We start from the raw sequence: 20,003 nt of genomic DNA on the forward strand, positions 1-20,003 counted from the left end.
AGCCAATTTATACTGCCGAATATTGTAGGGTTGTTTAGGGGGTGTTAACCGCGACCACTATCATAAATTTACGCGCCTGCTTAAATTTAACAGGGGAAATGCACAGGGGATGCCGCAACGGGGGCAGAGTATGGCAGGAATTCTCTGGCTTTCGGGGAAAATATGGTGGATATGTTAATAATTAGGATAATAACGGAGAACTTTGTGAATGAACGCGCTCTCATGCGCAACGCAATGAAACAAGAGCGTCATTTGCAAGTCGCAGCAAGCCGTTACACTAACTCAAAAATGAGCTCATAAGGGATGACAACCATGTTCATGTCAGAACCGTTACCTAAGGCGACCCGCTGGGGTATTTTGCTGGTGGGGTTTCTTTTAGGCGTGGTGCTGTACCTCACCGAAGGAGATAGGGTGAGTAGCATCTGGCTGCGAGGGGATAATCAGGCCCTGTACCTGCGCTCGCTGTCCGTGGTGCTGGCGGCAACGCTGGCGCTAATCGTCCAGCGTTTCAATGACCTGCGATTTTGGAGATGGGTGCTGCTTCCCTTGCCGATCGTGGCATTGATGAGCGGCTGGGTGAACTGGACGACCCAGGGGCTGGAAAGCTGGAACCGGCACGATATCGTGCTGGGGTATCTGTGTTCGCTGGCGGCGATGTTGTTTCTGGCCTTGCCCTGGCTGCAGGGGCGGCTGTATTCGAATCGCGGTTGGGGAGGCTGGCAGATGTTCTACGGCCAGCTCTGGCGGAATGGCATTACTCTGCTGCTGACCGGGCTGCTGGTACTCTTTTTCTGGGGCGTGCTGGCGCTTTGGGCCGGTTTATTTAAGCTGGTGGATATCACCTTCTTTGACCGCTTGTTCTTTAGTTCTTCGGCGTTTGCCTGGATTGCCACCTGTATGGCAGCATCGCTGGCGGTAACGCTTTGCCGTGACCAGATCCGGGCCATAAACGCGGTAAAACATTTCTTCAGCATTTTTGCGACGGGACTTTTACCGCTGCTATCGCTGATCTCTCTGATGTTTTTGGCGACGCTGCCGGTGGTCGGCCTGGGGTCTATTTCACTGCATTTTTCCTGTAACGCACTGCTCAACACGCTGACGCTGATGGTGATGGGCACTGCTGCAGTGGCATATCATCCGGAAAGAGAAAGCCGGCCTTATCCCGCTTTGCTTGATGGCGCGATAAAGCTGACGCTATTGCTGTCGCCGATTTATGCCTTGCTGGCAAGTTATGCGCTGTGGCTGCGCGTTTCGTCATACGGCTGGACGCCGACGAGGGTGTATGCGGCGCTGATAACTTTCACCGTGCTGGTGTGGGCTTTCGGCTATGTTGTCACGCTCGTTCGCCAGCGTCGGGAGCCTGTTCTACAGCCGGGGGGGATTAACCGCGCGGTGCTTTTGCTGGCGCTGGTTCTGTTGGTTGCGGTGAATTCTCCGCTTTTGGACCCTTACCGGATCAGCGTTAATAACCAAATGGCGCGTTACCACAGCGGCGTCCTGAAGCCCGAGAAGCTGAGTATGAACATGCTGCAATACGCCGGGCGGCGGGGCTATGATGCGCTCAGCGAGCTGCAAAAAGACCCGGTGTTTGTCGCCAGCCCCGATCGCAGAAGGCAATTGGCTATGCTGTTGAGCAACGGCAAAGCTGGCAGCGTGGCTGCGGTGAAGCTTACTGTTGAATCTTTGCGCCAGCGAATCGTGCTGGCGGATAAAAACCGTGTACCGGAAAACGCGTGGTGGCAGGCCATGGTAAAAGATGAAAGTTACCAGGCTCGTGAGTGTCTGGATGACGAGGATAAGTGTCTGCTGGTTGGGATGGATCTGAACGGCGATGGACGGGATGAATGGCTGCTTTGCCAGCCGGAAATGAGCTACTGCAAAGTTTACGGCAAGATAGACGGAAGCTGGAAGGATATCGGCCAGGCCCGGGATCTGGATAAAAACCAGATGATGTCAGCGCTGAAGCAGGCCGCTTCTGAAGGAAAACTGACGGCGGCGCCGAAGGTCTGGCAGGACGTGATGGTGCAGGGGCAGCGGGTTAAAATCGACTATTACCGCTGAAAAAAAACGCCTCCGATTGGAGGCGTTTTGCAAACTTAGTGAACCTGCGGATCCGCCGGAGAGGCATTGTTGCGAATCGCTGCGATATCCATGGAGTCAAACACATAGCGGCTGCCGCAGTAATCACAGTTCATGTCGATTTCGCCGTCTTCGGCCAGAATACTGTCGACTTCTTCGTCCGGCAGCGTGCGCAACGCGTCAGCACAGCGCTCGCGTGAGCAGGTGCATTTGAACTCTACGTCCTGCGGATCGTACAGCGTGACTTCTTCTTCGTGGTACAGACGCCATAGCACATCGTTTGCCGGCAGCGTCAGCAGCTCTTCAGCCTTGATGGTTTCGGTGAGCGTCGCCAGGTGGTTAAAGTCGTCGGTTTCGGCGTTCTGCGCTGGCAGAACCTGCAGCAGCATACCGCCCGCCGCCGCTTTACCGTCTACTTCACCGGTACGAATAAACAGACGAGTTGGCAACTGCTCGGAACGCATGAAGTAATCTTCCAGGCAGGCGGCCAGCGTATCGCCTTCCAGGCCGACCACACCCTGATATCGCTCGCCTTCGGCTGGGGTGATGGTAATCACCAGATAGCCGTTACCCACCAGATCTTTTAACGCAGCATCCGCCGGAATATCACCCTGCACACGCGCTACGCCGCGCATTTGCTGCTTGTTGTTGCCGTTAATCACGGCCAGCGTCATCGGGCCATCGCCCTGAAGCTGAACGGTGATATCTCCGTCAAACTTCAGCGTGGCGGTCAGCAGGCTGGTGGCGACCAGCAGTTCGCCCAGAATTTTTTTGACCGGCTGCGGATAGTCATGGTTTGCCATGATCTGCTGCCAGGTTTCGGAAACCGTCACCAGCTCGCCGCGCACGGCGTGGTTTTCAAACAGATAGCGGTGTAGTTGGTCGTGTTGAGTCATCGTCATCTCTCTTACTGGTCGGCGAATTTACGCTTCGCCACCGTGTTTAAATTTCATCAAATCTCGCCGCTCTTTTTTATCCGGGCGGCGATCGGGATGCGGCATGGTCAGCGCGTTCATTTTGCGTGCCTGCGCCATTTTTTCCCGTTTGGCGATGCTTTCTGCCGTCTCTTCATAAAGCTGAGTGGCTTCCGCGGCTGGCCTGCGCTGTTCGGTAATACCCAGGACGATTACGGTGCGCTCGTCATTTCCCTGACGCAGCGTGAGTACCGCGTGAAGCTCAACCAGTTTGCTCGGCTTGCTGCGTTGGCCGTTGTAATGCACTTTCCCGCCTTCAATCATTTCCCGCGCCACCGCGCGGGTTTTATAAAAGCGTGCGGCCCACAGCCATTTATCCAGGCGTACGCCCTCGGCGGTTTTTTCTTTCATTACGCCTCCTTAAGCGGAAAGCGACGGGATCAGGCTACGGTAATCGCTTAGGCCTGGGTGGCGCTCAAACGTTTTTTCCGCTTCACCTGAGTCCGGGTTGAGGACGCCAAAGCAGTAGCGAATCCCAAACGTTGCGGCTGCATCAAGAATCGCTTCGCTGTCGTCGATAAAGACGGTTCTGGCCGCATCGAATCCGGTATGCCCGGCTACCGCCTGCCATAAACGCTGATCTTCTTTCGGATACCCAAATGTGTGGGTGGAAAGTAATAAATCAAGGTGCTCGTTCAAACCCGTGTGCTCAAGCTTCACCGCCAGGTTGTGCGGGTGCGCGTTGGTGAGCAGAATTCGGCGCTTGCCGCTGGCTTTCGCAGCTTCAAGAAATGGCACGGTATCTTCACGCAGCGCGGCTTTTGGCCCCTGTTCGGTGGTCATGCCACAGATATCAAGGCCGAGGCGTTCGCTCCAGTAGTCGAGACAGTACCAGTTTAGCGTATGCTGCACGGCGTGGTACTCGCGGGAAATCAATTCATAGGCATCCTGAAGCGGAATACCGCGCTGCAGGCTAAGGGTTTCCGGCACCAGCTTTTTCCAGAAATGGTTATCAAAGGCCAGGTCCAACAGGGTCCCGTCCATATCCAGCAGCAGGGTGTCCACGTCCTGCCAGGCAATAGCACCAGACATAGCTTTAGTCTCGATTGAGGGAAAATAGCGTACCAGGGTAGCATAACCCGGTACGCAAAGTTTACCCGTAGCGGCTACTTCAGCGGCGCGGGCGGGGTCAGTGTGGGGTTGAGGCAGCTATCATAATAGCGCTGTATTTCAGCCAGTCGCGTACTGGCGCGTCGATAGCGAGACACCGCCAGAACGCCGTTTATGGCTGCGCAGGCCAGCATCGCGATCAGCATCAGAGAAATACCGATGTAGCTCCAGAGGCTATGCGTGTCGGAGATCCGATGCAGGGTGACGTGCTGCGTGCCGTTGGCATCCGTATAGATGCCGGTAATGATCCCTTCGGCGTGGAACGGCGTGTGCAGCAGCATTTCCGCCAGTCGCTGGAATTCGGTCCATTGTTCCTGGGCCGGGAAGTCATACAGCGACATTGGCGGCAGCGGCTGGTCCACAAAATCACCACCTTCGTCGTTGATGATAATATAGCCGCCAGGAGCAGGGCTATTTAATGCCTGTGCGGCCCGCGCCGTTTCACGAATAAAGAAGGGGGCGGTTGAGGTGGTCACCAGATTATCCAGCGACTCGGCGCTAACTGGCCGCAGCAAAACATTCACCCCGGTCAGTTTTCCTGAGTCCGCGCGCTTGATCAGCGAATCCCAGTCTTTGGTGTTACCCAGGTTCACAAGCGCATTCTTCAAACGTACGCACTCTTCTTCTGCAGTACACAGTGCCTGGGTTTTTTTCACAATCCCGGCAAAATCATCCAGCAGGACCATGCCTGATTTCTGAATGGCGTCCGCGAGCTGGGGGTTAACTTTGCTGTCACCTTCTCCACCCTGAGGATGAATTTGCCCGCTGACGGCTTTGGTCAGAGCGACCGCTTTATCCATGATCTCGGACTCCGGCAAGGGCAGAGGGCGGGCGGTATTCCATATAATCTGCGAGCAGTCGAATGGCGTGAATGGGAAGTTTTGGCGCGAATGATAGCCGCCTGGCGTTTGAATATTACACATCCCCGTCCCGTTAACTCTCAGCGTATCGCCTACCTGCAGCTTGTATTTAGCGAGCTCCTCAACGCTGGTGGCTTCAATGGACTGAGCGCCCTTCAGCCATGAGGCGCTAAGCTTGATAGGCATTTCCAGCGGCACCCAAATAGTCATCATCAGCAGGACTAGCAGCGCGCCGGCGGCAATCAGCAGGTTACGCACCCAGTGCTGTAGCGGGAAGTTACGCACTTCATCATGGAGCGAAAGGAAACGCCCCTGACGCACCACATGGCGATCAAGATAGATATCAATATTGGTTTTCTGCCCCAGATCCTGAGCCACAAAAGGCTGCCAGTGCGGCGGATAAACCAGGTCGATAATGCCCAGGGAGATGTTGTTCATCTGGTCCTGGTCAGACTCGCCGAACAGCCCCCAGCGTTTAGGTGTGCCGCGCAGGCAGTGGATCTCGCGCAATGCCGTTTTTGCCGGCGGAGCAAACAGGCCCCACAACCCGGCGGCAATCAGCAGGACGGCTCCGCCAATCAGCCAGGGGAGAAACACCGACGGCGTCACGAGGCTCAGGAACAGCATGATAAAAGCGATGCAAATAAGCGCGGCTTCGCGTACGCCGTCGGGACGGCTCAGGGAATACTCTTCCTGAGTTTCCTGACGAATGTTTAGTAGTTCGATTTGCTCGCTTTCTTCGCCACGAATGGATGCCTGAGTGCCTGAGTAGCCTTCCAGGGCATACTGCTGAACATCCATCGTATCGTTTTGCAGCGTATTGCCATTGAGCGAAATCACCAGCGGGATGCTGCTCGTTCGAATCAGCTCTACGTCGTTATCGTTGGTGATGTACTGCTCCCACAGCGGCGGGAGGTGAACTTCAACAGAATCAAGATAATAACGCCATTTATTGGCGTCATCGGCAGAGAGGCCGTAGCGAGTGATCGACCGGGTCAGGGAGAAAACCGTACTGCTTTGCGCGGTGAGCGTTAGCCTTGGCGGTGGGTTGCTTGCGCCGGAGGGGCCAATCAGCTCCTGGGAACGCGAATAGCGCTCGAGATAATTTTCGACGGCAAGGCGCTCTTCCGGGGTGAGTTTGCGCGTGGTGGCACCGGTGAAGGAACGATCGTGCGAAACCTGGGCACGTAGTTTCAGGCTTCGCCAAATCAGCCATCCGGCAATGACCGCGCAGGCCAGCATAGCAGCTAACAGAAATAATAAGGTGCTCATGCTTTCCCCATCAAACAATCGTCTTTTTCATCAAACTCGGCAAAAGATCGGCCTTTCAAATGGTTAAGAGTTCAGAAGTCATTATCGGCAGGTAAAGCTGCAAACTTGAGCTATTTTTAAGGTGACCGGCCTACAGTAACACAATGTTAGCAAAGCGACTTCGTCCGAAATACAAGTAAATTCCTATTCAATAATACCTGCCTTGACAGACTGGCGTATTACGTGTTTTAGCGCGCCAAACGTTACAAAAATGTAAATAATAGCCAATGCTCGTTGCACGATATGTGCGGCATGCCGCACAATAACTTACCTCTTTCACTGTTGATCCCGGCCACATGAGCAAATCACTAATAAAACCAACGATTTTAAATGTCGAAACCGTGGCGCGTTCGAGGCTGTTTAATGTCGAAACGGTGGATCTGGAATTTAGCAATGGCGTTCGCCGCGTCTACGAACGCATGAAACCGTCTTCCCGTGAGGCGGTAATGATAGTGCCTGTTGTTGATGACCACCTGATCTTAATCCGTGAATACGCAGTTGGCACAGAATCCTATGAACTTGGGTTCTCTAAAGGGCTGATCGATCCGGGCGAAACGGTATTTGAGGCCGCTAACCGTGAGCTAAAAGAAGAAGTGGGCTTTGGCGCGAATCAGCTAACGTTTCTGAAAAAACTGACGATGGCACCGTCCTATTTCTCGAGCAAAATGAACATTGTGATTGCGGAAGATCTGTATCCCGAATCCCTGGAAGGGGATGAGCCGGAAGAACTGCCGCAGGTGCGGTGGCCGCTGGCGAAAATGATGGACTTGCTCAATGAAGATGATTTCAGCGAGGCGCGTAACGTCAGCGCTTTGTTCCTTGTTCGGGAATGGTTAAGACAGCAGGGCAGGCTGTAAATCTGACCGCTAAAGCGTGAAAAGGGCCGCTAAGCGGCCCTTTGCTATTTTGCTATGGGTTAGAACAGCTCGTGCTCTTCCCCGTTATCGATAAGCGTCGTACCCACTTCATGCACGGCCTGTTGCGTAGGCTGCGTACCTTCGATGAAATACTCCTCACGACTGTTACCGCCGTTGGCTAGCTGCCCGGTACTGCGGTCAATATTGACGGTGACGATACCCGGCGGTGGCGTCATCGGCTCTTCCGGTACGCCAGCCAGCGCGATTTTCATGAAATCATCCCAGGCGGGCTGGGCGCTCTTAGCCCCGCCTTCGTAGCCGGAGATCTGATCTTTAATCGCGCCTGAAGCGGTGGTGCGACCAAGATCGCGGCGATGGTCGTCGAACCCAATCCATACCGACGTGACCACGCCAGGGCCGTAACCGGAGAACCAGGCATCTTTCGAACTGTTGGTCGTCCCTGTTTTGCCGCCGATATCCCGGCGTTTCAAATCACGGCCTGCTCGCCAGCCGGTTCCCTGCCAGCCCGGTTCGCCATAAATGTTGCTGTTAAGCGCACTTTTTATCAGGAACGCCAGCGGCGTGTTGATCACGTGTGGCGCATACTCCTCGCCCTGTGCTTTCGCCACCAGAGCGCTGTTAGCTTGCTCCAGCTGAGGCATGGGTACGCTGCTGTTTTGTGGCGTTTGCGAGATGGCAACGTCTTCTACGTCCTGGTTTTCCAGAACCGTTGATTTAGGCGTATCGCCGTAGATAACTGGAATATCACAGCTGGCGCAGGCAATTTTAGGCTTCGTCTCAAACACGGTATTACCCGCGTCATCGACAATTTTGGTGATGTAGTAAGGGTCAACCAGGAAGCCGCCGTTTGCCATCACGGAGTAACCGCGGGCAACCTGCATTGGCGTAAATGAGGCAGAGCCCAGTGCCAGCGATTCGGTATGAACAATGTTTGCCGCAGGGAAGCCAAAACGCTGCAGATATTCTGCGGCATAATCTACGCCCATTGCCCGCATTGCGCGTACCATCACCACGTTTTTGGACTCACCCAGCCCCTGACGTAGACGGATGGGTCCGGCATATTGGGCTGGAGAGTTTTTCGGCCGCCAGTCGGAACCTGCCCCGGCATCCCAGCGTGAAATAGGCACGTCATTGAGAATGCTTGCCAGCGTCAGGCCTTTGTCCATCGCTGCGGTATACAGGAAAGGTTTGATGTTTGACCCTACCTGGCGTAGCGCCTGGGTCGCGCGGTTAAATTTGCTTTGGTTAAAGTCAAAGCCGCCGACCAGCGCCAGCACGGCACCATCATGCGGATTGAGCGAAACCAGCGCTGAGTTCACGTCGGGCACCTGGCTAAGCCACCACGCATCGTCCACTTTACGAACCCAAATTTGCTGGCCTGCCTGAACCACATCGGTCACTTTGCGTGGCGTAGCGCCTTGCGCGGTGTCGGAACGATACGGACGCGCCCAGCGCATGCCTTCCATACCCAATGAAACGGAGCTGCCGTCTGCCAGCATGGCCGTGGCTTCATCAGGCACTGCGCGGGTGACAACTGCCGGGAACAGCGGGCCATAAACCGGAAGACTTTTCAGCGAATCGGTGATTTTTTTCTTATCCCAGGCGCTTTCCCCCACTTTCCACAACACATTATAGGGGCCGCGGTAGCCATGGCGCATATCGTAGGCGATGACGTTGTTGCGAACGGCATCCTGAGCACCCTGCTGGATTTTACGGCTCAGCGTGGTGTAAACCTTGTAGCCATCTTCGTAGGCTTTGTCACCATAGCGGGCGACCATGTCCTGACGCACCAGCTCTGAAAGGTATGGCGCGGAGAAGGCGATTTCAGGCGTATGGTAGCTGGCGTCAATCGGCTGATTGCGCGCTTCATCGTACTGACTTTGGCTGATGTAACCTTCGCTCAGCATGCGCGACAGCACCACGTTACGGCGTGCCGTAGAGCGATCCATGGAGTATAGCGGGTTAAAGGTTGACGGCGCTTTAGGCAACCCGGCAATCACCGCAATCTCGCTCAGGGTCAGCTGATCCACCGTTTTGCCGAAGTAAACCTGAGCGGCAGCGCCGACGCCGTAGGCGCGGTAACCGAGGTAGATTTTGTTCAGGTAGAGCTCAAGGATCTCGTCTTTGTTGAGCATCTGTTCGATGCGCACCGCAAGAAACGCTTCCTTAATTTTGCGCATCAGGGTGCGTTCGGGGCTAAGGAAGAAGTTACGCGCCAGCTGCTGCGTGATGGTACTTGCTCCCTGAGAAGCATGGCCCGAGAACAGCGCCACGCTTGCAGCACGGAAGATGCCCACCGGGTCAACGCCGTGGTGCTCGTAAAAGCGGCTGTCTTCTGTCGCGATAAACGCTTTTACCATCACCGGAGGGATCTGGTTCAGGGTCAGAGGAATACGGCGTTTTTCGCCGTACTGAGCGATCAGCTCGCCGTCAGCGCTGTAAACCTGCATTGGAATCTGCAGTCGCACGTCTCTCAATGTCGCCACGTCAGGCAGCTGGGGCTCAATGTATTTGTATAAACCGTAAATCGAGCCAGCTCCCAGCAGAACGCAACAGACTGCAAGGATTAATAAATACTTTACGAACTTCACCTTAAATTTCCCATCAGGTTTCAATTGGGCAGTTTCTAAACAACCGCGCGGTAGTATAAAGGCAAGCCAGAAGCTTTGATATACCCGTTACTGTTTCGGGGTCAGGGCTGTTCATCATCCGGATAAGGAGATCGAAACCATGATGTTTCCTGGTTGGCGGATTGGCCTGGATATCCAGGCGGAGGGCGTACGTGCCGCAGCGGTTCAGTGGCACCGGCAGGGGTGGCAGCTGCGCCATTGGTGGCATTTACCTTTCCCGAAACAGACACTTGCGGACGGCATGTTACCCGAACCCGACATGCTGCGCGAGGCGCTTGCGGCATGGCGTAAAGAAATCCCTGTACGCCATCATCTGCGGGTTGGCTTTCCGGCACAGCGGGCTTTGCAGCGGCAGGTTCCCAGACCTCCAGGGCGGTTACAGGAATCAGTTCAGGAGAAGTATATCTCGGGGGCAACGGCTCGCCAGTTGCAAATGTCCGCGGAACAACTCTGCTATGACTATCTGGAGGAAGATTCGTCATTTTCCGTGACGGCGGCTAAACGGGCGGATATTGCTTCATTGCAGGCCATTTTTGCCAGCATGAAGCTCTTTCCCCGGACAATAACGCCGGGAGACAAAATTCTGAGCGCCTTGCCTCAGGATTGCTATCCAACACATTGTCGTTTTCTGGTTCATGAAGAGCCGGGTTACTGGTTGTGGGCATCAGTCAATAACCTCGAACGTTCCGGCTGGCTGGATAAACGGCAGACAGTGGATTTCCCGGCTCTATGTCAGCAGTTGGAGGCCAGCGCCGACGAAATTGCCTTTAGCCATGCCGATGCCGGGCGCTCCTGGCCTGCCGGAGCAGAAAGGCTAAATACCTGGCAACCCATTGTCCGCCAGCAGCCGCCGTTGCCGCGTCATGGCGGGCTTTACACGCTCGCATTGGGGCTCGCTCTGGGAGCCGAACGCTAATGATGCCGCTGATAAACCTTCTGCCATGGCGGCCGTTAAAACGCCGTCATCGGCTAAAACTTTGGGGCAGCCTTCTCATATGTGGCGTGCTTTTAGTTATGGGGCTGATGCTGCTTTGGGCTCAATCTCTCGGCATGAAAGTGCGCTGGCAACAGGCCCAGACAACCGAATATGAGGTGCAGGAATCCGCCCTGAAGGCGCTGTTATCACGTCGGCTAACAGAGTTGAAAGATAATCAGCAGCGGCTGGCGATATTGCAGGCGGAGGTGGTGCGCACAGGCAATATTTCCCGTTGGGAAAGCGTGCTGAATGTGCTGGCCTCACGGTTGCCTGAGAACAGCTGGCTACAGAGCGTTAGCTGGCAGAACGAAAGCGCTATCGTCTCTGGCGTGGCGGGAGATGCACGCGAACTGGAGCGGTTTGAGGCAGTTTTAGCCGATTTGCCGGGAACGTTTGAGGTCAAGCCTGGTGAGCTGCGTGATGAAAAAAACAAAGGTCTGGTCTTTACCTTCACCTTAAACCCTCAGGGGGGCGAACATGCTCAGTAACCTGGATCGCCTCATTGATGGGCATGTTGCCTGGCGGGCATTGAGCCTGTTGGTATGTTTGTTGTTCATCGCTTTAGCCTGCTTGTGGCTGCTGGTTTGGCCCCTGCGACAAGAATTGCAGGCTAAACAACAGCATCACCATCAGCGCTGGCAGCATGTGCTCTCGCAGCAGCGGGAAATTGCAGCCTTGCCGAAACCAGAGCCGCTGCCCGATGTCGTGTCTCTGGAGAGGTTTTCTGCCATGGCAGCGGTAAAACGATCCGGCGGGAGGCTGGTGACGTGGCGGCCTGAACCTCAGCATTCTGTGTTGGAAATGCTGATTCCCTGGCCCAATGTGCCGCCCCTTTTTAGAGAACTGGCTAACTATTCAAGCCTGAAGCTGCCGGCATTTATCTTGAGTGAAGCTGGGGAAAAGGTGCGGGTTTTGCTCACACTGGAGTTTACTGATGAAAGCCGCTAGTTGGATGTTACTGGTCGTGCTCAGCTCACCCCTGCAGTCGTCGCCGCGTAATCCTTTTCTTTTACCCGTCTCACCCTGTGAAGCGCTGCTCAAGCGTCTTGATGGCTGGCAGTTACGCGGCGTGTTTTACCCGACTGGCTCTGCAGACAGCATTGCTTTAATGAAATTCTCGGGGAAACGCTGGCAAAGGGTAAAAGAAGGTTTTTTTCTGGAGCCTGGCGTGCAGGCGATCGCGCTTCATGAGCGGCAACTGAGAGTTTCGCTCAACGGCGCCTGTGAAGGGCGTCATTACCACTGGGAAATAGAGGGAGGAGTCAATGATAAGGCACATCGTGGCAGGCATACTGATGCTGATGCCCCTGACGGGGTGGACGAATAATCGCGTTACTCTGACGTTAGATGAAACACCGGTCGTGCAGGTTTTGCAGGCGCTGGCCGAGCAGCAAAACTTTAACGTGATGATTGCGCCTGAGGTGACGGGGAGTCTTTCGCTACGTTTGGCTGATGTGACGTGGGAGCAGGCTTTCCAGCAGGTACTCAGATTAGCAAACCTGACTTCGTCGAAAACGGGCAATATTCTTCAAATCCAGCAGAAACAGGATCCGGCGCAACGACGTGCTCAGCAAGAGGCCACTCGTAAGCAAAAAGCGCTTGAGCAGCCGCTGGTACAAATGGTTTATACGCCGCGTTATGCTGAAGTTGCCGACCTTGCCGCGGGGATAAAAGCCCATGAAGAAAAACTGCTTGGTCCCCGGGGCAGCATTACCGTAGATAAGCGCACAAACCGGCTTGTGGTCCGCGACAGCCAGCAGGCACAAAAACGAGTGGCAGCCTGGATTAAAGATATGGATGTTTCGATGGGGCAGGTCGAGCTGTCCGCGCATATTGTCACCATCAACCAGGACAAGCTTCGAGAGCTCGGCGTGAAGTGGAGTGCCCCGGCAGGTGAGACTGAATCCGGACTATATCAGGCCACAACAGTCTCAAGTGAGTTAGCAGTAAACGCGGCAACCACAACGGTAGGATTTAATATTGGCCGGATCAACGGCCGTATGCTTGAGCTGGAACTCAGCGCGCTTGAGCAGCAGCAACAGCTAGAAATCATCGCCAGCCCGCGCTTGCTGGTGGCACACCAGCAGTCTGCCAGCATCAAACAGGGCACTGAAATTCCCTATCAAATCTCTAATGGTAAAAATGAAGCCACTTCGGTGGAATTTAAGGAGGCGGTGTTGGGGATGGAGGTTATGCCGACGATAAGTCACCACGGGACAATTCGCCTGCAGCTTCGCATCAGCCAAAATATGCCTGGGCGCAGCATCCAACACGCAGATGGGGAAGCACTCGCCATTGATAAGCAGGAGATTGAAACGCAGGTCGAGGTGAAAGACGGTGAGACGCTGGCGTTAGGCGGAATCTTCCAGCAGCAGAACAACCACACCAGGGATAGCGTTCCTTTGCTGGGAAATATTCCTTTTATCGGACAATTGTTCCGGCACGACGGGAAAAAGCACCAACGTCGGGAATTAGTCGTGTTCATCACGCCCAGATTAATTGCATTACCTTAGGTTTTTCCTCTTCCCCCTGCGGGTTTTTCTGCCAAACAGCGCCCAGGTGTTTGACGACAGAGAGGAATTAGCTTACAAGGTGTACCGTTTCGGGAGGCTGGGTATTGAGAGCCTGTGGTCGGTAAAGCTGGCGCACGCTTTTCGTCCCGAGCCGGGCGCCAGGTGATTTATTCGGTTGCCAAACCCCCTTGAGTGTTGAGATAATTTTTAGTCTGATTCTCGAACTCACGCTTATGAGGTTTCAGTTCATGTCCCGCCGCAGCAAGTTGTTACCGGGCGGGTTTATCATCAACGAATTGTCTTAGTAGTACCGAAAAAATGGCAGAGAAACGCAATATCTTTCTGGTTGGGCCTATGGGTGCCGGCAAAAGCACTATTGGGCGTCAGTTAGCTCAGCAACTCAATATGGAATTTTTCGATTCTGATCAAGAGATTGAGAAACGTACCGGAGCTGATGTGGGCTGGGTATTCGACGTTGAAGGCGAAGAAGGCTTCCGCGATCGCGAAGAAAAAATCATTAACGAACTGACTGAAAAACAGGGCATCGTGCTGGCTACCGGTGGCGGCTCTGTGAAGTCTCGTGAAACCCGCAATCGTCTTTCCGCCCGTGGCGTAGTGGTTTACCTTGAAACCACCATTGAGAAACAGCTTGCTCGTACTCAGCGCGATAAAAAACGTCCGCTGTTGCAGGTTGAGACTCCACCTCGTGAGGTGCTGGAAGCACTGGCCGGCGAACGCAATCCGCTGTATGAAGAGATTGCCGATGTAACGATTCGCACCGATGATCAAAGCGCCAAAGTGGTCGCAAACCAGATCATTCATATGCTGGAAAGCAACTGATTCTGGCTTAATTAAGAAACGCCTGCGGGCAAAGCAACAATAAGGTGGGCTCCGCGTAATGGAGAGGCTGACAGTCACTCTCGGGGAACGTAGTTACCCTATTACCATTGCCGCCGGGTTATTCAATGACCCGGCTTCCTTTTGGCCGCTGAAGGCTGGCGACCAGACCATGCTGGTTACCAATGAAACCCTTGCACCGCTCTATCTGGACAAGGTTCGTGGTCTTCTGGAACAGGCAGGCGTTAAAGTGGATACCGTCATTCTTCCGGATGGCGAGCAGTTTAAAAGCCTCGCGGTGCTTGATACCGTCTTTACGGCACTGTTGGAAAAACCTCACGGCCGCGACACCACCTTGATTGCTTTAGGCGGTGGCGTTGTGGGCGATTTAACCGGTTTTGCCGCAGCGAGCTATCAGCGCGGGGTGCGTTTTATCCAGGTTCCTACCACACTGCTTTCGCAGGTGGACTCCTCCGTTGGCGGCAAAACGGCCGTTAACCATCCCCTCGGCAAAAACATGATTGGCGCATTCTACCAGCCCGCTTCGGTGGTGGTGGATCTCGACTGCCTGTCGACTTTGCCTGCTCGGGAACTGGCTTCGGGCCTGGCGGAAGTCATTAAATACGGCATTATTCTGGACGGCGAGTTCTTTGACTGGCTGGAAGAGAATATCGACGCATTGTTAACGCTGGACGGCAAAGCAATGGCGTACTGCATTCGTCGTTGTTGTGAGCTGAAAGCCGAAGTTGTTGCCGCAGACGAGCGAGAAAGCGGCTTACGTGCTTTACTGAATTTGGGTCATACGTTTGGCCATGCCATTGAAGCTGAAATGGGCTATGGCAACTGGCTGCATGGCGAAGCCGTGGCGGCCGGGATGGTGATGGCGGCGCGGACCGCTCAGCGTCTGGGTCAATTCAGCGAGGCAGAAGTTCAGCGCGTGATCGCGCTGCTGGTACGAGCCGGTTTACCGGTTAACGGGCCGCAGGAAATGTCCCCTGACGCGTATATGCCCCACATGATGCGTGACAAAAAAGTATTAGCCGGTGAGCTGCGTTTGATTCTGCCGCTGGCGATAGGGAAGAGTGAAGTGCGCGGTGGAGTACCGCACGATGTCGTTCTATCAGCCATCGCTGATTGCCAGCAGGCTTAACAACTAGAATTTTTATAGTATTTAACTTCGGGCGTGATGCAGAGATGAGCATACGCCTTTGAGTGGGGTGTTAAATGGATGAGTTTAAACCAGAAGACGAGCTGAAACCCGATCCAAGCGATCGTCGTCCTGGGCGTTCCCGCAAACCTGACGAGTTCGATAAAGAACCGCAGATCAACGTTGATGACGTCGATCTTGATGCGGACGACCGTCGCCCTTCACGTGCTCGTCGTGAGCGTGAAGAAGAGGTTGAGGAAGAGTACGAAGGTGATGACGGCCTGGCCGCGGAGCCTCGTCCGGCGCGTGGGCGTAAAAAGGCAGCGAAACAGAAAGCGCCTGCTTCTCGTCAGCACATCATGATGGGCGTCGGGATTCTGGTTCTGCTGCTGCTTATCATTGGTATCGGCTCAGCCCTGAAAGCGCCTTCATCCACCCCAGATACTGCCGAGCAAAAACCAGGCGCCGAGAAGAATATCGATCTTTCCGGTTCTAACGGTGCGGCACCTGCCGACCAGGCCAACGCCGCTCAGCCATCGTCAGGAAATACTCCAGTTGCTGGCCAGCAGAATCAGCAGGATGTTTCACTGCCGCCTATTTCTTCTACACCAACCCAGGCTCAGACGCAGCCGCAGCCGGAAGGGCAGCAGCGCGTTGAGGTTCCTGGAAATCTGAATAACGCCCTGACTCAGCCTCAGCAGCAGGGCCAGATTGACAATGTGGTGAGCAATTCCACGCTGCCTACTGAACCGGCTACAGTCGCGCCAATCGCTGGCAGCAAAACCGAGCCTCGCAAGCTGGCTGGTACCCAGGAGCCAACCCGCGCCGTTGAATCTCGCCCTGAGCGTAAGAAAACGGTCATTGAGCCTGTGCGTAAAGCCGAGCCTAAACCGCAAGTGAAAACTGAAAGCAAGCCAGTTGCAACGGTGAAGCGTAGTGAACCTGCACCGGTGGTTTCTGCTCCGGTAACGGCACCATCAACCAGCGCGGCCACTTCAAACCCGGCACCGAAGGCGACGGCATCTACTGCACCAAAAGCAGCACCGCAGGCTGCCGCGACGGCAAGCACTGGCGGTACAGTCGCGGGTGATGCGAGCGCGATTAAGAGTGCGCCCGGCAGCCACTACACGCTGCAGCTGAGCTCTTCTTCAAACTCCGCAAACCTGAATGCGTGGGCGAAAAAAGAGAACCTGCAACATTATATGGTTTACCAGACTCAGCGTAACGGCCAGCCCTGGTTCGTGCTGGTGAGCGGTGTTTATGCCACGAAAGACGATGCAAAACGCGCGGTGACAAGCCTTCCGGCCGACGTTCAGGCTAAGAATCCGTGGGCAAAACCTATTCATCAGGTGCAGTCTGACCTCAAGTGAAAATAAGCGCAGTCGCTGTCGGAGCCTTTCCACAGCTGGATAAGGTGTAAATAGTAAGACAGCATGAAAAAAAATCGCGCTTTTCTGAAATGGGCAGGGGGGAAATTCCCCCTGCTGGAAGATATAAAAAAGCATCTGCCGGAAGGCGACTGTCTGATTGAGCCTTTTGTTGGCGCCGGGTCGGTATTTCTTAATACCGACTACTCACGCTACGTCCTCGCCGATATCAATAGCGATCTGATTAACCTCTACGATATTGTCAAAAACCGTGCAGATGAGTACGTGCGGGAGTCTCGTTTGCTCTTTACTAAAGCGCAAAACGAGGAAGCGATTTATTACGCTTGCCGGGCCGAATTTAACCAGTGCACCGACGAATTCCGGCGTGCGGTGTTGTTTTTGTACCTTAACCGCCATTGTTACAATGGCCTGTGCCGTTATAATCTGCGCGGTGAATTTAACGTTCCGTTTGGCCGTTACAGTAAGCCTTACTTCCCTGAAGAAGAGCTGTACAACTTTGCCGAACGGGCTAAAAATGCCACTTTTGTCTGCCAGTCTTATGATGTCAGCATGGTAAACGTTGCTGCGGGTTCCGTAGTGTATTGCGATCCGCCCTATGCGCCGCTTTCCGCCACCGCCAACTTTACCGCTTATCACACGGACAGCTTCAGCATGGTGCAGCAGCAGCATCTGGCCGAACTGGCTGAAAGACTGCGGGAGCAGAGTATTCCGGTGCTGATTTCGAATCATGACACCGAGCTGACTCGCCTGTGGTATCAGAACGCTACCGATTTCCATAAGCTGCAGGTTCGCCGCAGCATCAGCCGAAACGGTGGTAAACGTAACAAGGTGGACGAACTTCTGGCCCTTTATAGAGTAAAGGTTGCCTGAGCCGTTTCGCCCGCCGCCGAAAGATGAATGACTCCTGGAGATGCGGATGAAACAGTATTTGATTGCCCCCTCAATCCTCTCTGCCGACTTCGCCCGACTGGGCGAGGATACGGCTAAAGCGCTTGCCGCAGGTGGTGATGTCGTCCATTTTGACGTCATGGACAACCACTATGTTCCCAACCTGACGATGGGGCCGATGGTACTCAAGGCGCTGCGCGATTACGGCATCACTGCACCTATCGACGTTCATCTGATGGTGAAGCCAGTGGACCGGATCATCCCCGATTTTGCCGCTGCGGGCGCCAGCATTATTACTTTCCATCCTGAATCCTCCGAACATGTCGATCGCTCTCTGCAACTGATCAAAGAGCACGGTTGTAAAGCGGGTCTGGTGCTTAACCCGGCGACCTCGCTTTCCTGGCTGGATCACGTCATGGACAAGCTGGATGTCATTTTGCTGATGTCCGTCAACCCAGGGTTTGGCGGGCAGTCGTTTATTCCACACACGCTGGAAAAGCTGCGCCAGGTGCGCGAACGCATTGATGCCTCCGGCTATGATATTCGCCTTGAAGTGGATGGCGGCGTCAAAGCCGACAATATCGCGGAAATTGCCGCAGCGGGCGCGGATATGTTCGTTGCAGGTTCTGCTATTTTCGGCCAGCCTGATTATAAAGCGGTCGTTGATCGCATGCGTTCTGAACTGGCTAAGGTAAGTCATGGATAAGTTTCAAAAAATTCGGGGTGTTGCCTTTGATCTCGACGGCACGCTTATCGACACGGCGCTTGGCCTGAGTCAGGCCGTTGATCTCGCGCTTTATGCGCTTGAACTGCCTGTGGCAGGTGAAGATCGCGTCGTCACCTGGATCGGCAACGGTGCAGATATCATGATGCAGCGGGCGCTTAAGTGGTCGCTGAAGGATAAAGAGCCCGATCTCGCCCAGCTGAATATGGCGCGCAAACTGTTCGATCGCTACTATGCGGAAACGGTTGAAGAGGGAAGCTTCTTGTTCCCGGGCGTAGCCGCAACGCTTGCTGCGCTGAAAGAAAAAGGTCTGCCGCTCGCCGTCGTTACCAACAAACCCACGCCTTTTGTCACCCCGCTGCTGGAAGATCTGGGCATTGCCGATTATTTCCAGACCATCATCGGCGGGGACGATGTGAAAGAGAAAAAGCCGCACCCGGAAGCGCTGTACAAAGTCATGGAAACCCTGGGGCTGGCCGCGGATGAGCTGCTTTTTGTCGGCGATTCCCGCAATGACATTCAGGCTGCGCAGGCGGCCGGTTGCCCAAGCGTCGGTCTGACCTGGGGCTATAACTATGGTGAAGCGATTGGCCTGAGCAACCCGGACGTTGTGTTCGATCGTTTCGAAGACTTATTGCCCGCTTTTGGGCTACCACCTTTAGCAAATCAGGAAGCAGAACATGAGTAAGCCCATCGTATTTAGCGGCGCCCAGCCGTCAGGCGAATTAACTATCGGTAACTACATGGGTGCGCTGCGTCAGTGGGTAAGCATGCAGGATGATTACCACTGCATTTACTGCATCGTTGACCAGCATGCGATCACCGTTCGTCAGAACCCGACCGCGCTGCGCAAAGCGACGCTGGACACTCTGGCGCTGTATCTGGCCTGCGGCATTGACCCGAAAAAAAGCACTATCTTTGTTCAGTCCCACGTGCCTGAGCACGCTCAGCTGAGCTGGGTGCTTAACTGCTACACCTATTTCGGCGAGCTGAGCCGCATGACGCAGTTCAAGGACAAATCTGCCCGCTACGAAGAAAACATCAACGCCGGCTTGTTTGACTACCCGGTGCTGATGGCCGCAGATATTCTGCTGTACCAGACCAATCAGGTGCCGGTGGGCGAAGATCAGAAGCAACATCTGGAGCTGAGCCGCGACGTTGCCAGCCGCTTCAACGCGCTGTACGGCGACATCTTCAAAGTACCTGAGCCGTTTATTCCTAAGTCCGGTGCCCGCGTGATGTCCCTGCTGGAGCCGACCAGGAAGATGTCCAAGTCTGACGATAACCGCAATAACGTCATCGGCCTGCTGGAAGATCCGAAATCCGTGGTGAAGAAGATCAAACGCGCGGTAACCGACTCCGAAGAGCCGCCTGTCGTTCGCTACGACGTGAAAGAGAAAGCGGGCGTTTCTAACCTGCTGGACATTCTTTCCGGCGTAACCGGCAAGCCGATTCCTGAGCTGGAGGCCAGCTTTGAAGGCAAGATGTATGGTCATCTGAAGGGCGAAGTGGCGGAAGCCGTGTCCGGTATGTTGACCGAGCTTCAGGAGCGCTACCACCGTTACCGTAACGACGAAGCTTTCCTGCAGCAGGTAATGAAAGAGGGCGCTGAAAAAGCCCGTGCCCGTGCCGCGGAGACATTGAAAAAGGTCTACGAAGCGATCGGTTTCGTCGCTCACCCATAATCT

At 54.6% G+C, this 20,003-nt stretch carries 19 protein-coding genes; 14 read left to right on the forward strand and 5 right to left on the reverse strand.

The annotated features are described in order from the left end of the window. The first annotated feature begins 312 nt into the window (after positions 1 to 312). The gene (locus F3J29_RS17620) at positions 313 to 2,061 is read left to right on the forward strand and encodes a DUF4153 domain-containing protein (protein ID WP_166868017.1); all 1,749 of its coding nucleotides are present in this window, start codon (positions 313 to 315) and stop codon (positions 2,059 to 2,061) included. Between the two features lie 35 nt (positions 2,062 to 2,096). Here the strand turns inward: F3J29_RS17620 and hslO are convergent, their stop codons facing one another. The 4 genes from hslO to F3J29_RS17640 form a co-directional block, all read right to left on the reverse strand. After that, entirely contained in the window at positions 2,097 to 2,975 is an 879-nt protein-coding gene (gene hslO, locus F3J29_RS17625) for an Hsp33 family molecular chaperone HslO (protein WP_166868018.1), read from the reverse strand. Positions 2,976 to 3,002: 27 nt separating this feature from the next. Continuing rightward, on the reverse strand, positions 3,003 to 3,404 hold the full coding sequence (hslR, locus tag F3J29_RS17630) for a ribosome-associated heat shock protein Hsp15 (protein WP_166868020.1): 402 nt from the start codon (positions 3,402 to 3,404) through the stop codon (positions 3,003 to 3,005). Positions 3,405 to 3,413: 9 nt separating this feature from the next. Further along, complete coding sequence (yrfG, locus tag F3J29_RS17635; RefSeq protein ID WP_166868022.1) at positions 3,414 to 4,085, reverse strand: GMP/IMP nucleotidase; 672 nt, start codon at positions 4,083 to 4,085, stop codon at positions 3,414 to 3,416. A gap of 74 nt (positions 4,086 to 4,159) precedes the next feature. Next, positions 4,160 to 6,295, reverse strand: a complete 2,136-nt coding sequence (locus tag F3J29_RS17640; RefSeq protein ID WP_166868024.1) for an intracellular growth attenuator family protein — start codon at positions 6,293 to 6,295, stop codon at positions 4,160 to 4,162. Positions 6,296 to 6,630: 335 nt separating this feature from the next. Between F3J29_RS17640 and nudE the strand changes: the two genes are divergently transcribed. After that, the gene (gene nudE, locus F3J29_RS17645) at positions 6,631 to 7,191 is read left to right on the forward strand and encodes an ADP compounds hydrolase NudE (protein WP_166868027.1); all 561 of its coding nucleotides are present in this window, start codon (positions 6,631 to 6,633) and stop codon (positions 7,189 to 7,191) included. A 59-nt stretch (positions 7,192 to 7,250) separates the two neighbouring features. Here nudE and mrcA read toward each other — a convergent pair whose 3' ends face one another. Then, a complete protein-coding gene (mrcA, locus tag F3J29_RS17650) occupies positions 7,251 to 9,803 on the reverse strand; it encodes a peptidoglycan glycosyltransferase/peptidoglycan DD-transpeptidase MrcA (protein WP_166868030.1) in 2,553 nt (850 codons plus the stop codon). A gap of 139 nt (positions 9,804 to 9,942) precedes the next feature. On the opposite strand from mrcA, the gene F3J29_RS17655 reads away from it, so the two are divergent. The 12 genes from F3J29_RS17655 (at position 9,943) to trpS (ending at position 20,000) form a co-directional block, all read left to right on the forward strand. Then, positions 9,943 to 10,758 carry a type IV pilus biogenesis protein PilM gene (locus F3J29_RS17655; protein WP_166868033.1) on the forward strand — a complete coding sequence of 272 codons (816 nt, stop codon included), beginning with the start codon at positions 9,943 to 9,945 and terminating at the stop codon, positions 10,756 to 10,758. Between the two features lie 107 nt (positions 10,759 to 10,865). Continuing rightward, the gene (locus tag F3J29_RS17660; protein WP_166868035.1) at positions 10,866 to 11,306 is read left to right on the forward strand and encodes a PilN domain-containing protein; all 441 of its coding nucleotides are present in this window, start codon (positions 10,866 to 10,868) and stop codon (positions 11,304 to 11,306) included. Then, positions 11,296 to 11,766 (forward strand): HofO family protein, encoded by a 471-nt coding sequence (locus F3J29_RS17665; RefSeq protein ID WP_166868036.1) that lies wholly within the window; start codon positions 11,296 to 11,298, stop codon positions 11,764 to 11,766. The genes F3J29_RS17660 and F3J29_RS17665 overlap by 11 nt, the downstream gene beginning before the upstream one ends. Beyond that, entirely contained in the window at positions 11,753 to 12,145 is a 393-nt protein-coding gene (locus F3J29_RS17670) for a HofP DNA utilization family protein (protein WP_166868038.1), read from the forward strand. Before F3J29_RS17665 ends, F3J29_RS17670 begins: the two co-directional genes overlap by 14 nt. Next, a complete protein-coding gene (gene pilQ / locus F3J29_RS17675; protein ID WP_166868041.1) occupies positions 12,084 to 13,331 on the forward strand; it encodes a type IV pilus secretin PilQ in 1,248 nt (415 codons plus the stop codon). Before F3J29_RS17670 ends, pilQ begins: the two co-directional genes overlap by 62 nt. 318 nt (positions 13,332 to 13,649) lie before the next feature. Beyond that, on the forward strand, positions 13,650 to 14,171 hold the full coding sequence (gene aroK / locus F3J29_RS17680; RefSeq protein WP_008457837.1) for a shikimate kinase AroK: 522 nt from the start codon (positions 13,650 to 13,652) through the stop codon (positions 14,169 to 14,171). A 58-nt stretch (positions 14,172 to 14,229) separates the two neighbouring features. Beyond that, a complete protein-coding gene (gene aroB, locus F3J29_RS17685; RefSeq protein WP_166868043.1) occupies positions 14,230 to 15,318 on the forward strand; it encodes a 3-dehydroquinate synthase in 1,089 nt (362 codons plus the stop codon). Positions 15,319 to 15,392: 74 nt separating this feature from the next. Continuing rightward, positions 15,393 to 16,685 carry a cell division protein DamX gene (gene damX, locus F3J29_RS17690; protein WP_166868045.1) on the forward strand — a complete coding sequence of 431 codons (1,293 nt, stop codon included), beginning with the start codon at positions 15,393 to 15,395 and terminating at the stop codon, positions 16,683 to 16,685. A gap of 63 nt (positions 16,686 to 16,748) precedes the next feature. Then, the gene (gene dam / locus F3J29_RS17695; protein ID WP_166868047.1) at positions 16,749 to 17,573 is read left to right on the forward strand and encodes an adenine-specific DNA-methyltransferase; all 825 of its coding nucleotides are present in this window, start codon (positions 16,749 to 16,751) and stop codon (positions 17,571 to 17,573) included. 46 nt (positions 17,574 to 17,619) lie between these two features. After that, positions 17,620 to 18,297: a ribulose-phosphate 3-epimerase gene (rpe, locus tag F3J29_RS17700; protein WP_166868049.1), complete on the forward strand. Its 678-nt coding sequence runs from the start codon at positions 17,620 to 17,622 to the stop codon at positions 18,295 to 18,297. Beyond that, on the forward strand, positions 18,290 to 19,003 hold the full coding sequence (locus F3J29_RS17705) for a phosphoglycolate phosphatase (RefSeq protein ID WP_166868051.1): 714 nt from the start codon (positions 18,290 to 18,292) through the stop codon (positions 19,001 to 19,003). The genes rpe and F3J29_RS17705 overlap by 8 nt, the downstream gene beginning before the upstream one ends. Beyond that, positions 18,996 to 20,000 carry a tryptophan--tRNA ligase gene (gene trpS / locus F3J29_RS17710; RefSeq protein WP_166868052.1) on the forward strand — a complete coding sequence of 335 codons (1,005 nt, stop codon included), beginning with the start codon at positions 18,996 to 18,998 and terminating at the stop codon, positions 19,998 to 20,000. The genes F3J29_RS17705 and trpS overlap by 8 nt, the downstream gene beginning before the upstream one ends. The last annotated feature ends 3 nt before the right edge of the window (positions 20,001 to 20,003 follow it).

The organism is Enterobacter sp. Cy-643, assembly GCF_011752815.1.
Lineage (GTDB): Bacteria > Pseudomonadota > Gammaproteobacteria > Enterobacterales > Enterobacteriaceae > Cedecea.